Source organism: Amycolatopsis sp. FU40 (assembly GCF_021903635.1).
In the GTDB taxonomy this organism is placed as follows: Bacteria; Actinomycetota; Actinomycetes; order Mycobacteriales; family Pseudonocardiaceae; genus Amycolatopsis; species Amycolatopsis dendrobii.
On the sequence record NZ_CP091381.1, the window covers coordinates 1,516,448 to 1,532,880 of the forward strand.

At 70.9% G+C, this 16,433-nt stretch carries 10 protein-coding genes; 6 read left to right on the forward strand and 4 right to left on the reverse strand.

Annotation, left to right across the window (positions count from 1 at the left end):
• Nucleotides 1-6 precede the first annotated feature (6 nt).
• From L3Q65_RS08095 to L3Q65_RS08105, 3 genes are all read right to left on the reverse strand, one after another.
• Entirely contained in the window at nt 7-858 is an 852-nt protein-coding gene (locus L3Q65_RS08095; RefSeq protein ID WP_182891594.1) for a geranyl diphosphate 2-C-methyltransferase, read from the reverse strand.
• A 413-nt stretch (nt 859-1,271) separates the two neighbouring features.
• Complete coding sequence (locus tag L3Q65_RS08100; RefSeq protein ID WP_237599237.1) at nt 1,272-1,601, reverse strand: multidrug efflux SMR transporter; 330 nt, start codon at nt 1,599-1,601, stop codon at nt 1,272-1,274.
• Nucleotides 1,598-2,431 (reverse strand): aldo/keto reductase, encoded by an 834-nt coding sequence (locus tag L3Q65_RS08105; protein ID WP_237599238.1) that lies wholly within the window; start codon nt 2,429-2,431, stop codon nt 1,598-1,600. The genes L3Q65_RS08100 and L3Q65_RS08105 overlap by 4 nt, the downstream gene beginning before the upstream one ends.
• A gap of 41 nt (nt 2,432-2,472) precedes the next feature.
• Between L3Q65_RS08105 and L3Q65_RS08110 the strand changes: the two genes are divergently transcribed.
• The 4 genes from L3Q65_RS08110 to L3Q65_RS08125 all read left to right on the forward strand — a co-directional run bounded on the left by L3Q65_RS08110 (nt 2,473) and on the right by L3Q65_RS08125 (nt 6,178).
• Nucleotides 2,473-3,090: a TetR/AcrR family transcriptional regulator gene (locus tag L3Q65_RS08110; protein WP_182891592.1), complete on the forward strand. Its 618-nt coding sequence runs from the start codon at nt 2,473-2,475 to the stop codon at nt 3,088-3,090.
• Between the two features lie 113 nt (nt 3,091-3,203).
• Complete coding sequence (locus L3Q65_RS08115; RefSeq protein WP_182891591.1) at nt 3,204-3,587, forward strand: hypothetical protein; 384 nt, start codon at nt 3,204-3,206, stop codon at nt 3,585-3,587.
• A 47-nt stretch (nt 3,588-3,634) separates the two neighbouring features.
• The gene (locus L3Q65_RS08120) at nt 3,635-4,267 is read left to right on the forward strand and encodes a hypothetical protein (protein WP_182891590.1); all 633 of its coding nucleotides are present in this window, start codon (nt 3,635-3,637) and stop codon (nt 4,265-4,267) included.
• 93 nt (nt 4,268-4,360) lie between these two features.
• A complete protein-coding gene (locus tag L3Q65_RS08125) occupies nt 4,361-6,178 on the forward strand; it encodes a non-ribosomal peptide synthetase (RefSeq protein ID WP_182891589.1) in 1,818 nt (605 codons plus the stop codon).
• A 125-nt stretch (nt 6,179-6,303) separates the two neighbouring features.
• Here the strand turns inward: L3Q65_RS08125 and L3Q65_RS08130 are convergent, their stop codons facing one another.
• The gene (locus L3Q65_RS08130; RefSeq protein WP_182891588.1) at nt 6,304-9,408 is read right to left on the reverse strand and encodes a non-ribosomal peptide synthetase; all 3,105 of its coding nucleotides are present in this window, start codon (nt 9,406-9,408) and stop codon (nt 6,304-6,306) included.
• A gap of 152 nt (nt 9,409-9,560) precedes the next feature.
• Between L3Q65_RS08130 and L3Q65_RS08135 the strand changes: the two genes are divergently transcribed.
• Entirely contained in the window at nt 9,561-9,770 is a 210-nt protein-coding gene (locus L3Q65_RS08135) for an MbtH family NRPS accessory protein (RefSeq protein ID WP_182891587.1), read from the forward strand.
• A 125-nt stretch (nt 9,771-9,895) separates the two neighbouring features.
• Complete coding sequence (locus L3Q65_RS08140) at nt 9,896-16,150, forward strand: non-ribosomal peptide synthetase (protein ID WP_182891586.1); 6,255 nt, start codon at nt 9,896-9,898, stop codon at nt 16,148-16,150.
• Nucleotides 16,151-16,433: the final 283 nt, after the last annotated feature.

The window sequence follows — 16,433 nt, forward strand, 5'->3', positions numbered from 1 at the left end:
GCCCGCTCAGACGCGGTCGGCGGCGATGAGCAGGTAGTGGAAGCTGCCCTCGCGGTAGGCGGTCAGGAACGGCCCCTCGATGCCGGTCGCGACGGACGACTGCTCGCGCAGCTCCCAGTACGGGATGGTCGCCTCGGTCAGGTCGACGACGTTGATCGGGACGAACCCGTTGGCGGCGAGCGCCGTGAAATAGTCGCCGCGCGCGTGGATATTGCAGATGTAATGCTGGTCGATCTGGCTCACCGCGCGCGAACGCCCGCCGGTGAGGTCGTTGTAGCACCCGGTGATGGTCACGAATCGGCCGCCCGGGGCGAGCTGCCGCGCGTGTTCGGCGAAGAGCTCGTGCAGATCGACGTACATCGTGCTTTCGTTGTTCCAGATCCCGGCGAAATCGCCGCTTTCGAATCCGGTGTCGAGCATGTTCCGGAGATGGAATCGCACCGAATCGTCGATTCCGCGCAGCCGCGCCTGTTCATTGGCGAAATCGACCTGCTGCTCGGAAATGGAGATGCCGTCCACCCGGCAGCCGAACCGCTGGTGCGCCTGCACGCTCGTGCCGCCGCGGCCGCATCCGGCGTCGAGCAGCCGGGCGGTCGGGGCGATGTCTCCGAGGTGCCCCAGCAGGAACTGCGACTGCGCGGTCTCCAGGCGGTGCATTTCGGCGATGATCGCCTTGTCCCGCTTTTCCCCGCGTCCGTCCAGGACAGACGGATCGTAGTCGCCGATGCCGTAGTGGTGGTGGTAAAGCCCGTCGACGTCGCCGAGGCGCAGGTTGACCGGATCCTTTTCGGCGTTCCAGTAGTCGGCGACCGACTGCTGATACGCGGTGCGGGCAACCGGACGGGCAACAGACGTCATCATGTACTCCCTTTTCCGGAAAGCGATTTCCGGTCGACGCGCGGTGAACTGTGCCGGCGCGCTTCGTCGTGGTGCGAGGCGCTCGGCTTTTCTCCCTCTGCGTCCGAGGCTAGCGAGAATTCTTTTGCCCGGACAAGACGATTCGCGGGAATTCACTCGCGGGCTGGCGGCGCGGCGTTTTCGTGCCTCTTCTGGCCTAGGAAACCACTCCTGCGGGGTGTTCGCGCGCCGGGCGCCGGGCCACGTTCGATGCCGCCGCGGACACGGGCGGATGACGGAAGGCGACAGTCTGTGGACGATCCTCGCAGACGGGTGACGCCCGATGGGCCGAAGCGGTTCCGGGTCGCGGAACTCCGGGGGAGGGACGGGCGGGCCGGCCCAGGGCTTGCGCGCCTTCGGGACCGGCCCGGCCGTCACGCGGTCCGGGAGGTCAGCTGGAGCAGAACGACCCCGCCGACGATCAGCGCGAGCGCGAGGATCCGCGGCCCGCTGACCGGTTCGCGGAGCCAGAAGATCCCGACGGCAGCGGTGCCGACCGCGCCGATCCCGACGAACACCGCGTACGCTGTCCCGGCCGGAACCGTCTTCATGCCGACATTCAGCAGGTACAGCACGAGGACGGTGAGCACGCCGCAGACGAGCGTCGGGACGAGTTTGGCGAAGCCGTCGGTGAGGCGGATGCTGTGCGCCCAGGCGATTTCGAGCAGTCCCGCCGCGAAAACGGCGATCCAGCCCATCGTCATGCCTCGTCGAGTGCGGCGCGAACGTCGGACGGCAGGGCGAGTTCCCGCGCGGCGACGAGATCGGCGAGGTGGGCGGGGTTGCTCGTGCCGGGGATGACGGCGACGTTGGGCGCGAGGTCCAGGAGCCAGGCGAGAGCCAGCGTCGCCGCCGAAACCCCGAGCTGCCGGGCCTGCTTGGCCAACGGCGAGTTCTCTCCGGCCAGTGCGCCGTTGCCGAGCGGACGGAACGCCAGATACGGGAGGCCGGCGGCGGCGGTGGCGTCGAGGACGTCCCTGCCGCCGGTGTGTCCGACGTGGTACTCGTTCTCGACGGACGCGATCGGCGCGACCGCGCGCGCCTGGTCCAGCAACTCGAGCGTCACGTTCGAGATGCCGACGTGTTCGAGCAGTCCTTCGTCGCGCAATTCGGCGAGCGCCCCGACGGTGTCCGCCCACGGCACCGTGCTGTCGGGCATGAACCTGGCGTGCACCAACGGAAGCCGCTCGACGCCCAGTTGCGCGAGGTTTTCCCGGACAGCCGCTTTGACCGCTTCCGGCGCGGCATCGGCGACGAACCCGCCGTCCGGACTGCGACGCGCGCCGACCTTGGTGGCGATGAGCAGATCCTCCGGATAGGGCCGCAGCGCCTCGGCGAGCAGGCGGTTGGCGACCTCGGGCCCGTAGTAGCCGGACGTGTCGATCAGCCGGACGCCTGCGTCGACGGCGGCGCGGACGGCGGCCTTGGCGCGCTCCGGATCGGCCGGTTCGCCCATGGCTTTCGGCCCCGCGAGCTGCATGGTCCCGTAGCCGATCCGCCGTACGGTGCGGCCGGCGAGCGTGAACGTGTGCATGGGTCTGCCCCCAGTCAGTCATGTGGACATCGTGTCCACTTATGACTGTACTCGATCCGGACACGCTGTCCAGATACAGTGGCCGGGTGAACAGCAAGCCAGTGACGGAACGCGCGGACGCCGCGGCGAACCGGCAGCGGATCCTCGCCGCGGCCGAGGACCTGTTCGCCACGAGAGGCCCGGACATCACGATGGGCGACCTGGCCGCGGCGGCCGGGGTCGGACGCGGGACGCTGTACCGGCGCTACGACAGCGTCGCCGCGGTGGCGGTCGCGCTGCTGGACGAGCACGAGCGACGGCTGCAGGAGGCGATGCTGTCCGGACCGCCGCCGCTCGGGCCCGGCGCATCGCCGCGGGAGCGGTTGGTGGCGTTCTACGACGCGATGATCGATTTGCTGGAGAAGCATTTGCCGCTGGCGCTGGGCGCGGAGACGGGGGCCCGGCGGTATCAGACCGGGGCGTACGGGTTCTGGCGGGTTTTCGTGGCGGCGCAGGTTCGCGAGGCGGGATTGCGGGACGAGGCGCTGCCGGACGTGCTGCTGGCTCCGCTGGCGCCCGATCTGTACCAGAATCAGCGGCATGAGCGCGGAATGTCGGTTGCCGCGGTGAAGAAGGCCCTGCGGCGGCTGGCTTGTGCGTTGCCGGAGGGGGACGGCTGATCCGACCGTGTCGAGAGGTCCTTCACGGACGGCGAACGCCGCATGGCGACCACCCGCCGGATGGGTGGCGGCTGAACAGGCCGGAACCGGCGGGAGCGGAGTAAATTCGCCGGATGAACGGTGGCGCGCCGATGCGGATCGGCTGGATCTGTCTCGCGGTGGTCAGCGCGGGAATCCTCGCGTTCGGGATCGTGGTCCTCGTCGCGCCGCCCTCCGGGGACCAGTTGCTCTACCGCACCGACGCCCTCGCCACCGCCGGGCTCGGGTTGTTCGGCGGACTGACCGCGGTGTTCCCGTTCCGTGCCGGGGAACGGTGGGCGTGGTTCGCGTTGTGGTTCTATCCGCTGTTCTGGCTGGCGCATCTGGTGTTCCGGTTGCCGCCGGGGACGGACCACGTGCATCAGGTGGTCTTCGTGGTGCTGTCGCTGGCGGGGCTGCTGGCGCCGGTGCGGCAGTTCTTCCGGAGTCCGGCCGAGGGGCAGCACGCTCGCCGGTAATCCGCGATCGGCGCACGGCAGGGGCCCCGCCGTGCCATCATTCCCGCGTGTCCACGAAAAAGCCCGCTGTGGCACGGCATTCCACGCCGGGAACAGCGAGCGGTCAGGTCGTCGCTCTGCGTGCCGGGGTGTGCTGGATCGCGGTGGTGGTGCTCGGCGGGGCAGCGGCGGTCGGGTTCGTCAGCGCCAGTTCGGTGGCGTCCGCGGCGGGGCTGCTCTTCGGGCTCCTGCTCGCCGCGCTGGCGACGTCGGCGGTCTTCATGTTCTCCGGCCGCGGCTGGTTCCTCGTCGGCGGCTTCCTGCTGACCGGGTTCTACCTCGTGTCGGTCGGAGTGACGGCGGTCGGTTACGTCGCGGCGCACGGTGATCGGTACCGCGCGATCGCGGTGTCCTCCGAATGCCATCACGTCAAGGGCGGCACCGCCTGCACCGCGCGGGTCGACCGGCCGGACGGCACGCTGCTGGTCGACGACCTGTCGGTGAAATCGCGGATGAAGGCGGGCGAAAAGGTCGACGTCGTCGAGGACCGGGCGGGCATCGTCGCGACGCATCGGGCGGACGTGCTGGACCCGGACGCGCTGCCGGCCGACCTGGTGCTGCTGGGCGTGTCGGCGGCGCTGCTGGCCGGATTGTTCGGGTGGAGCGCGTGGCTCGGGGTCCGGCGGCCGCTGAAAAGCTGACTGTGCGGCCATGTCTGCGCGTTCGTCTCTGTCCCGCGCGCGCGACCGTGGTCATGCTCCAGTCGGAACCGTTCGACGCGGGAGGACGCCTTCATGACCATGCAGCCTGAGCGCGGCGCGGACGTGCCGCTGCCCGACCTGTGCGTGCACGAGCTGTTCGCCCAGCACGCTGCCGCGGCGCCCGAGGCTGCCGCCGTGTTGTACGGCGACGACCGGCTCGGCTACGGCGAATTGGACCGCCGCGCCAATCGGTTCGCGCATCTGTTGCGGGCACAGGGAATCGGGCCGGAGACACCGGTCGCGCTGTGTCTGGAGCGCGGCACGACGCTGCTGGTCGCGATGCTCGGCATCCTCAAAGCGGGCGGTTATTACGTCCCGCTCGACCCGGGTTATCCGCCCGAGCGGCTCGCGTTCATGCTCGGCGACTCCGGCGCGACGGTCGCGGTGAGCGAACGGCCGCTGGCGGACCGCGTCCAGGCCGCGCGGACCGTCGTTCTCGCCGACGAAGCCGACCTCAGCGGCTGGCCGGACACCCCGCCTGCCGCGGATGTGGTGCCGGACAACCTGATCTACCAGATGTACACCTCCGGCTCCACCGGTCTGCCGAAGGGCGTGCAGGTGACCCACCGCGGGGTCGTCCGGCTGGTGCACGGTTCCGGCTTCGCCGATTTCGGTGCGGGAGAAGTGTTCCTGCTGCTCACGTCGTTGTGCTTCGACGTCTCGACGTTCGAGTTGTGGGGCGCGCTCGCGACCGGCGCGACGCTGGCGGTGCTGCCGCCGGGCGTGCCGACCGCGGCGTCGATCGAGAAGGCGGTGCGCCGGTTCGGGGTCACGACGGTGTGGCTCAGCTCCGGGTTGTTCGGGCACGTGGTGGACGACCGGGTCGCCGCGCTCGCCGGGGTGCGGCACGTCATCGCGGGCGGCGACGTCGTGCCGCCGGCGCAGGCGCGGCGGGTGATCGAGGAACTCGCGGCCGAGATGAGCAACGGCTACGGCCCGACCGAGTGCACCACTTTCGCTTGCGTGCACCGGGGGATGACCGTCGCCGACACCGCCGGGCAGATTCCCGTCGGCAAGCCGATCGCGAACACGCACGCGTTCGTCACTGATGCCGACGGCGTGCCGGTCGAGCCCGGCGAGCGTGGCGAGCTGCTGCTCGGCGGACCCGGCGTCGCCCGCGGCTACTTCCGCCGTCCGGCGCTGACCGCGGAACGATTCGTTCCCGACCCGGCCGGCGGCGGTGGCCGGCTTTACCGCACTGGCGACGAGGTCGCGCTCCGGCCGGACGGGACGTTCGCCTTCTTCGGACGGCTCGACCAGCAGGTCAAGATCCGGGGTTTCCGCGTGGAGCCAGGGGAAGTGGAAGCGGCGCTGACGGCGCATCCGCTCGTGCGGTCGGCCGTGGTGGTGCCGTACGAACGCGACGGCGGCGACCGGGTGCTGGCGGCGCACGTGGTGGCAGCGCGGCCCGCGGCCGCTGAGCTGCGGGAATTCCTGCTCGCCCGGTTGCCCGCGCATCTGGTGCCCTCGCTGTGGTCGTGGCTCGGCGAACTGCCGATCACGCCCAACGGCAAGGTGGACCGCGCGGCGCTGCCGGAGCCGTCTGCGCCGGCGGCGGAGTTCGTCGCGCCGCGCACGCCGGTCGAGGAGGCCGTCGCCGAGGTGTGGCGGGAATTGCTGGACCTCGAACGCGTCGGCGTGCACGACGACTTCTTCGCCGACCTGGGCGGCCATTCGCTGCTGGCGACCCGGGTGGTCGCGTTGCTGGGGGAGCGGTTCCCGGTGGAAGTGCCGGTGAGCACCGTGTTCGAGGCGTCGACGGTGGAGCTGCTGGCGGCCGAGGTGCACCGGGCGGTGACGGAGTACGTGGCGGCACTGTCCGATGTGGACGTCCAGCGCGCGCTGGGCTGAGCGAGGCCAGGGCTCCACGGCGATGAGGACCGGGCTCAGGCTCTTGATCTCCTCGAGGGGGTGCGTCGCTCCGCGGCGCACCCCCTCGTTCGCGCTGTGCGGTTCGCACAGCGCGGCGACGGATTTCAGGCCTGTTCGATGACCGCGGCCAGCTCGGCGACGGTCCGGGCGGCGAAAAGATCCCGCAGCGAGACGCGGACCCCGAGCTTCTTCCGGATCCGCGCGAGCACCCGGGTCGCCAGCAGGGAATGCCCGCCGATGCGGAAGAAATCGTCGTGGACGCTGATTTGCTCCACCCGCAGCACTTCCCGCCAGATGTCGGCCAGCGCGTGCTCGACCGCGGACGACGGCTGCGCGATCGGTTCCGCCCGGACCGCGTTGCCGGCCGACGGGTCCGGCAGCGCGGCGCGGTCCACCTTCTTGCTCGGCGTCAGCGGCAGCGCGGCCATCGCGACCCACTGCGCCGGGACGAGGTAGTCCGGCAGCTGCGACCGCAGACTCGCCCGCAGCGCGGCGAAATCCGGCTCGCCGGAAGCCGCGACGACATAAGCGACCAACGTCCGTTCCGGCAGGTCCTTCACCACGACCGCGGCCGCGCGCACCGCGGGATGGGCGTCGAGAGCGGCTTCGATCTCGCCGAGCTCGATCCGGAAACCGCGGATCTTCACCTGGCGGTCGAGCCGGCCGAGGAACTCGACCGTCCCGTCCGAGCGGAAGCGGGCGAGGTCGCCGGTGCGGTACAGCCGGGCGCCGGGCGAATACGGGTCCGGCACGAACTTGTCCGCGGTCAGCGCGGGACGGCGGAGGTAACCGCGCGCCACGCGCAGGCCGCCTAGGTGCAGTTCGCCGGGCACGCCGACGGGCGTCGGACGTCCGGCGGCGTCGAGCACGTACGCGCTGGTCGCGGCGACCGGACGGCCGATCGGCAGGCTCGGGACGTCGAGGTCGGCGTCGTCGGCCCAGTGCAGCATGCTGGAGATCGTCGCCTCGGTCGGGCCGTAGCAGGCCACGAAGCGGCCGGGCAAGCGGAGTTCGCGCCAGCGCCGGGCGTCCTCGGCGGTGACGACGTCCGCGCCGACGTTCACCATGTTCAGGTACGCGACCCGCGGATCGCGCGGGGTGAGCACGCCGAGCAGTTCGCGGTAGTAGGCCGGGGTCAGGTTGACGCTGGTGATCCGGTGCAAGCCGAGCTGGTCGGCGAGTTCCTCCGGTTCCCAGAACAGCGGATCGCTCAGCACCACCGACGCACCGGCCAGCAGCGGGCCGCCGATCTGCTCCAGCGAACCGTCGAACGCCAGCGACGCGAGCGAGAGCACCCGGTCGGCCGCGGTGATGCCGTATTCGCGGGCGATGACCTGCGCGTGTTCGGCGTACGAGCCGTGCTGGATCTGGACGCCTTTCGGCCGTCCGGTCGAGCCGGAAGTGTAGATGACGTATGCGAGATGGTCCGGTTCTACTGTCCACTCCGGACTGTCCGAAGAGGATTCGGCGGTGTGGTCGAGGGAAACGACGGGGCAGCCGGTGCCGGCGAACAACCCGGCGTGGCGTTCCTCGGTGACGACGGCGGCGGTTCGGGCGTCCTCGACGAGATAGGCGAGCCGGTCGGGAGGGTTGGCCGGGTCGAACGGGACGTACGCCGCGCCGGATTTCAGCACCCCGACCAGCGCGACGACGGCGTCGACGCTTCGTTCGAGGCAGACGCCGACGGTGGATTCCGGGCCGAGCCCGCTCGCGCGCAGATACCGGGCGAGCCGGTTGGCGGCAGCGTCGAGCTGGGCGTAGGTGAGTTCCTGGCCGCCGCAGCGGATGGCGAGGCGGTCCGGGGTTTCGGCGGCTCGCCGGGCGAACAGGTCGGGGAAACAGCCGGATGCCACTTCGTGGCCCGGGGTCCAGGCCCAGTCGGCCAGCAGGGCGAGTTCCGCGTCCGGGGTCAGTGCCAGTTCGCTCAGCCGTTGCGCCGGATGGTCGGCGATGCTCTCCAGCAGGCGCTGGAAGCGGGCGGCCAGCCGGTGGGCGGTGGCGGGCTCGAACAGGGCGGTCGGGTAGGTGAGGGCGCCGGTCAATGAGCCGTCCGGGCGGTGTTCGAAGTGCAGTCCGAGGTCGAACGACGCGGCCGTCCAGTCCACATCGGACTCTTCGACGTCCAGACCGGGCAGCCGGAATCGCTGCTCCGGTACCTCGTGCAGGCCGAAGAACGCCTGGACCAGCGGGTTGCGGGACAGATCGCGGTCCGGTTCGAATTCGCCGACGAGCCAGTCGAAGGGGACGTCCTGGTTGCCGAAGGCGTCCAGCGCGGTCCCGGCGACCTGATCGAGGAAGGTCGTGAACGCCGGGTCGCCGCCGAGGTCGGCCCGCAGCACGAGGGTGTTGACGAAGAACCCGGCCAGCCCCTCGACCTCGGCCGGGGTGCGCCCGGCGACCGGGCAGCCGACGGCGATGTCCGTGCCGCCGGTGTGCCGGGCGAGAAAGACCTGGTAGGCGGCCAGCAGGACCATGAACGGCGTCGCCCGGCGGGACCGGCCGAGCGCGGTGAGCCGCTCCGCGAGCGCGGCGGGGACCTCGACCCGGACCGCCGCGCCCGCCGGGTCCCACACCGGTCCGCGCGGACGGTCCGCCGGAAGCTCCAGCGGGGCCAGTCCGGCGAGCCGTTCGCGCCAGTAGGCGAGTTGGCCCGCGAGCCGGGTTTCGGCGTCTTCCCGTTGCCAGAGCGCGAAATCGGCGTACTGGACGGGCAAGGCGGGCAGTTCGGGCAGGGTGCCGGCGTGGAACGCGCGGTACAACTCGGCGAGTTCGGCGGCGAGGACGTCCCAGGACGCTCCGTCGAAGGCGATGTGGTGCACGACGATCAGCAGCACGTGCTCGCGCGCGTCGAGGCGGAGCAGCCGGGCGCGCAGCGGCAGGTCGGTCGCGAGGTCGAACGGCACGGTCAGCTCAGCCGCGACCACGGTGTCCAGCTCGCTTTCCGTGACGCCCTCGATCGGCAGCGGCACCGGCTGCGGCTTCCCGACCACCTGGACCGGCACACCCTCGCGACTGCGGTACCGCGTCCGCAACACCTCGTGGCGAGCGACGAACGCGTCGAGCGAACAGCTCAGCGCGGCGACGTCCAGCTTGCCGCGGACCCGCAATGTCAGCGGGAGAAGGTACTCGGTCCCGCCGGGCCGCAACGCGTCGAGGAACCACAGTCTTTCCTGCGAGAAGGACAGCGGCAGGTCGCCGGGCATGGTCATGGCGCCAGGGTGGCCGTTCCCGCCCGGCGGGCCCAGAGCCGGGACGGTGCGCTCGTTGCTGCGCGTTCTTCTCTGTCGCGCCGCCGCCCGCGCGGGAAGGCTCGGCTCGCGACGGGACGGGTGTGCCCGGCGCGAGGACGAGGAGGACCCGGATGAGCGAGGACGAACGCACCTACGGCGTCGTGCTCAACGACGAGGAGCAGTACTCGATCTGGCTGGTCGACCGCGAACTGCCGGCGGGCTGGCGGTACGAGGGGAAGCGCGGTCCCAAGCAGGAGTGCCTCGACCACATCGACGAGGTGTGGACGGACATGCGGCCGAAGAGCCTGCGGGAGCGGATGCGGGCGGACGCTCCGGCTTAGCCGCCGCCTCGGTGGTTTTCCGTGCGGCAGGTACGTGAGGGAACTCCGAGGGAATCAGAACCGGTGAGGGTTTCCCTCACGGACGTTCGCCGACCAGCCTCGCCGACCAGCCCGCAGGGGGAGCGATGACCACCGAACAGTCCCGGCGCGACGAGCTGCTGGAGCGTTATCTGGCCGCGGCCCCGGCCCGGCCGGCCCCGGCCCGGTCGGCGATCCGGGCCGACCGCAGCCGTCCGCTGCCGCTTTCTCCGGCGCAGCAGCGGGTCTGGGTACTGGACCGGCTCCGCCCCGGCGGAACCGAGTACGTGGTGACCGCGGCGTGGCGGCTGCGCGGCCCCCTCGACGTCGAGCGGCTGCGGACGTGCTGGCAGACGATCACGGAACGCCACGAGATTCTCCGCACCGCCTATGTCGAACGCGACGGGGCGCCGGAACAACTCGTCGGCGAACCCGGGGTGGATCTGACCGTCCAGGACGTCCCGGCGGATCGCGTCGAGGCGGTCACCCGGGAAGCCGCGTCGGTGCCGTTCGACCTGGCGCGGCACCGGCCGTTGCGGGTTCGGGTGCTGCGGCAGTCCGCGACTGAGCACGTTCTGCTGCTCGTCGTGCACCACATCGCGTACGACGGATGGTCGACGTCCGTCGTCGCGCGGGAACTCGCGGCGCTGTACAGCGGGCAGACCTTGCCGCAGCTGCCGGTCCAGTACGCCGATTTCGCTTCCTGGCAACGGAAGCACACGGCCAGCGAGCGAGTGACGGAGCAAGTCGAGTTCTGGCGTCGACGGCTCGACGGGGTCGCGCCGCTGACTCTCCCGACGGACCGTCCCCGCCCGCCGGTGCACGATCCGCGCGGGGACATCCTGAGATTCGCCGTGGACGCCGAACTCGGTACCGCCGTCGCCGCGCTCGGCCGGGCGCATCGGGCGACCACGTTTATGGTGCTGCTGGCTGCTTATCAGATTCTGCTGAGCCGGTATTCGGGGCAGGCGGACGTCACGGTCGGCACCCCGGTTGCCGGGCGGACGCGTGCCGAGGCGCAGGATTTGATCGGGCTGTTCCTGAATACCCTGGTACTGCGGGCCAAGGTCGATGGTTCGGTGTCGTTCGCGGATTTCCTCGACGGCGTCCGGCGGGACACTCTCGATGCGTATTCCCGTCAGGAAGCGCCGTTCGAACGGCTGGCCGACGAGCTGGTGCCGGACCGCGATCTGTCCCGCAATCCGCTTTTCCAAGCGATGCTCGTGCTGCAGAACACTGCTGATGCCGGGTTCGAGGCTGCCGGACTGCGCGGCGAGCAAGTCCATTCTCCTTGGCACAGTGCGAAGTTCGACCTGACGCTGGAAGTGACCGAGCGGCCGGACGGTGGTCTGGACGGCGTGCTGGAGTACCCGGTCGCGCTGTTCGACCGGTCCACTGTGGAGCGGATAGCCGGGCATTTCACCGAGTTGCTGCGCGGGATCGTCGCGAATCCTGGCACGCCGCTGGCAGATCTTCCTTGGCTGAACGCTGCCGAGAAGACTGAACTGGCGCGCTGGAATGACACTGACGTTCCCTTCGGGAGCGGGACGCTGCTGTCGCTCATCGCCGAGGGGGTCAGTGCTGGTGGGGCAGCGGTGGTCGCCGGCGGCCGCGAAGTGTCCTATCTGGAGCTGGACGAGCTGTCGAACCAGGCAGCGCATTGGCTTCAGGCGCGTGGGGTGGGCGCTGAGTCGGTGGTGGGGGTTCGGCTGGAACGCGGCTTGGAGATGGTGGTCGCGCTGGTCGGGATTCTCAAGGCCGGGGCGGCGTATTTGCCGCTGGATCCGGATCATCCCGAGGACCGGCTGCGGTTCATGATCGAGGATTCCGCCGCGAAGGTGGTGATCGAACCGGGTGATCTCACGGCTCTCGACAAACCGCGGCACCCGGTGAATGTCGTTGTACGGCCGGATAACGCGGCATACGTGATCTACACCTCGGGGTCCACGGGCAAGCCCAAGGGCGTGGTGGTCGAGCACCGCGGGATCGTGAACCGGCTGCGGTGGATGCAAGCGGAATACGGCCTGACTCCGCGAGACCGCGTCCTGCAAAAGACTCCGTTCGGTTTCGACGTCTCGGTATGGGAGTTCTTCTGGACCCTCTCCGCCGGCGCGACGCTCGTGATGGCCCGGCCGGGCGGACACCGCGACCCGGCTTACCTCGCCGAAGTCATGGCCGAAGGGATCACGACCGCTCACTTCGTGCCGTCGATGCTGCGGGCCTTTCTCTCCGGTCCGGTGCCGTCGCTGCGCCGGGTGCTGTGCAGCGGGGAGGCGCTCCCGGATGAACTGGCGCAACGGTTTCACCAGCTGATCGACGCTGAGCTGCATAATCTCTACGGGCCGACCGAAGCTTCGGTGGACGTGACGGCGACGCGCTGCCTGCCGGGGGAGACCGTCACGATCGGCCGCGCGATCGCGAACACCCGGGTGTACGTGGTGGACGCCGAGCTGCGCGAGGTGCCGGTCGGCGTGCCCGGCGAGCTGGTCATCGCCGGAGTGCAGCTGGCGCGCGGCTATCTGAACCGGCCGTCGCTGACCGCGGAGAAGTTCGTCCCGGACCCGTTCGCGCGGCAGCCCGGCGAACGGCTGTACCGCACCGGCGACCTCGCCCGGCGGCTGCCCGACGGCCGGATCGAGTACCGGGGACGGCTCGACCACCAGGTCAAGATCCACGGCAACCGGATCGAGCTCGGCGAGGTCGAGGCGACTCTGCTGACCCATCCCGACCTGCGCGCGGCGGCGGCCGCCGTGCGTGACGACCGGCTCGTCGGCTACTTCGTCGCCGAGCCCGGCCGTACCCCCGACCCGGCCGAATTGCGCGCCTATCTGGCCCGCACACTGCCGGAACCGATGCTGCCGTCGGCGTGGCTCGCGCTGGACGCGCTGCCTCTCACCGCCAGCGGCAAAATCGATCGCAACGCCTTGCCCGCGCCGGACGGTGCGCGCATGAGCCACGATTACGTCGCGCCGCGCACCCCGGCGGAGGCTGCGGTGGCTCGCGCGTTCGCGGCGGCGACCGGTGTCGATCGAGTCGGGGCGGAGGACAGCTTTTTCGCGCTGGGCGGCGATTCTCTGCGGGCGATCCGCGCCGTGGGGCTGCTGAACGCGGAGGGAATCGAGGCGAGCGTCGCGGACCTCTTCCGGCGGCAGCGAGTGGCCGACTTCGCCGCCGGGCTCGGCGGTCCGGCGGCAGCGATCGAGGTGGTCGAGCCGTTCGCGCAGCTCGCCGCCGGCCAGCGCGCGGCATTGCCGGCCGACGTGACCGACGCCTATCCGCTGTCGCTCGCGCAGGCGGGCATGGTGCACGAGATGCTCGCCGGAGCCGACCGCGGCCTCTACCTGAACCACCTCGGCTACCCGGTGTACGAGGAATTCCGCCCGGACGCCTTGCAGCAGGCAGTGAACCGGCTGGTCGCGCGGCACGAGATCCTGCGTACCTCCGTTGACTTCGCCGCGGTTCCGCCGTTGCAGCGGGTGCACGAGACCGCTGTCGTCGAAGTGACCTGCGACGATCTGCGCGCGTTGCCCGCCGAGGAGCAGGCCGCGCGGGTACGGGAGTACCCGGCGGAGGACCGGGCGCGCGGGTTCGATCTGCTCCGCCCTTCGCTGCTGCGCCTGCACGTCCACTGGCTCGGCGAGCGCGAATGGCGGCTCTCGTTCAGCTACGTGCACGCGATACTCGACGGCTGGAGCCAGAATTCGCTGGTCGCCGAGCTGCTCGAGGACTACCGGGCAGGCGCGGCGACGCACGGGCAACCGCCGCTGGTCCGGTTCGCGGACACGGTCGCCCGGGAACGGGAGTCGCTGGAGTCCGCTGTGGACCGTGAGTTCTGGGCGGACCGGGTGCGCTCGGCCGAGCGGTTTGCCGTGCCGTCGGGTTGGGCGGGCGAGGACGACGGGGTTTACCGCACGGTGCGGGTGCCGTTCGGCGATTTGACGCCTCGGTTGCGTGCGGTGGCTTCGTCGGCTGGCGTTCCGCTGAAGAGCCTGCTGCTGGCCGCACATCTCACCGTGCTGCGAACGATTGCCGGCCGCGACCGGCCGTTCCACACCGGCGTGGTGACCAACAGCCGTCTTGAGCGGGCAGGCGGCGACCAGGTGCGCGGGATGTTCCTGAACACAGTGCCGTTCGCGGCGCCAGCGGACGCGCGCGACTGGCCGGAGCTGGCGCGCGCGGTGTTCGCGGAGGAGACCGCGATGTGGCCGCACCGGCATTTCCCGCTGCCCGCGATGCAGGCCGAGTGGGGCGGGCAGGTGCCGCTCGTCGACGTTTTCTTCAACCACACGGACATGCACGTCCTCACGGAAGCGCTGGTGGACCTGGCCGAGGTCGCCGACAGCACGCCCAACGAGTTCGGCCTGTCCGTGTCGACCGTGCCTGGCGCGTTTGTGCTGGAGGCGTTCACTTACCGGATCGCTGTCGCGCACATGGAGTTCCTCGCCCGGCTCTATCGCCACGTCCTGGAGCGGATCGTGGCCGCGCCGGCCTCCGATCCGCGGCGGTCTGGGCTGCCTGCGGCGGATCGGGCCGCGCTGCTGCGAAATCCTGTGCGGACCGAGCGAACCGGCCGGATGCTGCCGGAGTTGTTCGAGGCCGCCGCGCTGGAGCACCCGGATGCGGTGGCGATGCGGTGCGGCGAAGTGACGCTCGCTTATCGGGAATTGTCGGTGCGGGTCGTTAAGCTGGCGCGGTATTTGAAGGAACAGGGAGTGCGGCGCGGGTCGCTGGTCGGGGTGCTGCTCGACCGGGGTCCGGACCTGCTCGTCGCGTTGCTCGCCGTGCACCGGGCGGGAGCCGCGTACTTGCCGGTCGATCCGCGCTATCCGGCGAAGCGGGTCGGTTACGTGCTGGCCGATTCGGGAGCGGAGGTGGTGCTCAGCGAAGAGCCGCTGGCAGGGTTGCTGGAGGGAACCGGCTGTTCGGCGGTGCTGCTCGACCGCGACGCGGCGGCGATCGCGGCGTGCCCGGCGGATGGTCCCGTGCCCCGGCCCGATGGCGGCGAACTCGCTTACGTCATCTACACGTCCGGTTCCACCGGGCAGCCCAAGGGCGTCCAGATCGGCCATGCCGCGCTGGCGAACTTCCTGCTGTCGATGCGGGAACGGCCTGGTCTCGCGCCGGGTGCGGCGGTGCTCGCGCTGACGACGGTTTCGTTCGACATCTCCGCGCTGGAGCTGTACTTGCCGTTGCTGGCCGGCGGCCAGGTGATCGTCGCGACCGCCGAGGAATGCGTCGATCCGCAGCGGCAGGCCGGGTTGATCGAGCGGACCGCGCCGTCGGTCGTCCAGGCGACGCCGTCGGGCTTGCGGCTGCTGGCCGATTCGGGCTGGACTCCGCCTGCTGAGCTGACCGTGTTCGCCGGCGGCGAGAAGCTGCCGGACGACCTGGCGCGGCGGCTCACCGCGGGCGGGGCGCGGCTGTGGGATCTTTACGGCCCGACCGAAACGACGATCTGGTCGACCGTCGCCGAACTCGACGGGGACCGGGTCGTCGCCTGGGAGCCAGTCGCGAACACCGACGTCTACCTGCTGGGCGACGACCTCGAACCGGTGCCGCCCGGCGTAGCCGGCGAAGTGTGGATCGGCGGCGACGGCCTGGCCCGCGGCTACGCCGGTCGCCCGGCCCTGACCGCGGAACGCTTCGCCCCGGACCCGCACGGCCCCCGGCCAGGCGGACGGCTCTACCGCACCGGCGACCTGGCGCGTCGACGGCCGGACGGTTCGGTCGAGATCCTCGGGCGGGCCGACGACCAGGTGAAGGTCCGAGGCCATCGAGTCGAACCGGGCGAGGTCGAGGCCGTGCTGCGGGCGGACCCGCGGATCCGGGACGCCGCCGTCCAGCCGACCCCTTCCGCGGACGGCGTGGAGCTGACCGCCTACGTCGTCGCCGCGGGGGAACTGTCCATTGCGGACGTCCGGAAAGGACTCTCTGGAGTCCTGCCGGACTACCTGGTGCCCAGCGGTTTCGTGCTGCTGCCGGAACTGCCGCGCACTCCAGCCGGCAAACTCGACCGGGCCGCGTTGCCCGCGCCGGAACCGATGGCGCGCGAACGCCCGCACGTCGCGCCGCGCGGACCGGTGGAGGAACTGGTCGCCGGGGTGTGGGCGGAGGTGCTGGGCGCGGACCGGATCGGAGTGCGGGACGATTTCTTCGATCTGGGCGGGCATTCCGTGGCCGCCACCCGGATTTCGGTGCGGCTTCGCGCGGCGCTGGACGCTGACGTCCCCGTGCGGGCCCTCTTCGACCATCCGACCGTCGAGTCCCTCGCCGCGGCGGTGGCCGGTTATCCGCGGCTCGCTCAGCAACCCGCCGCGCGGACGACAATCCGCCCGCGCGCGGCGGTGAGCGAGGACGCATGAACGAGATGCGGTCGGCTTCGGTGAACCACGGTGGGCGCGGTCGGGTGGCTGGTGGCCGGCGGCTTGCCCCGGAACCGGTTGCCTGGGCGACGATTCGGCCGCGTGCGGCGGCGAGCGGGATGTCGCGGGCATTGTTCAGCGACGGTGGTTGCCGCCGGACGGCTTGTTTTCGGCGGATCGTTCGGCAACGGACTGCCTGGGCGGCGATTCGGTCGGTGAGCGGGATGTCGCGGGTCCTGGCGGGCGGCGGTGGTCGGCGGTTCGCCCCGGGACCGGTTGCCTG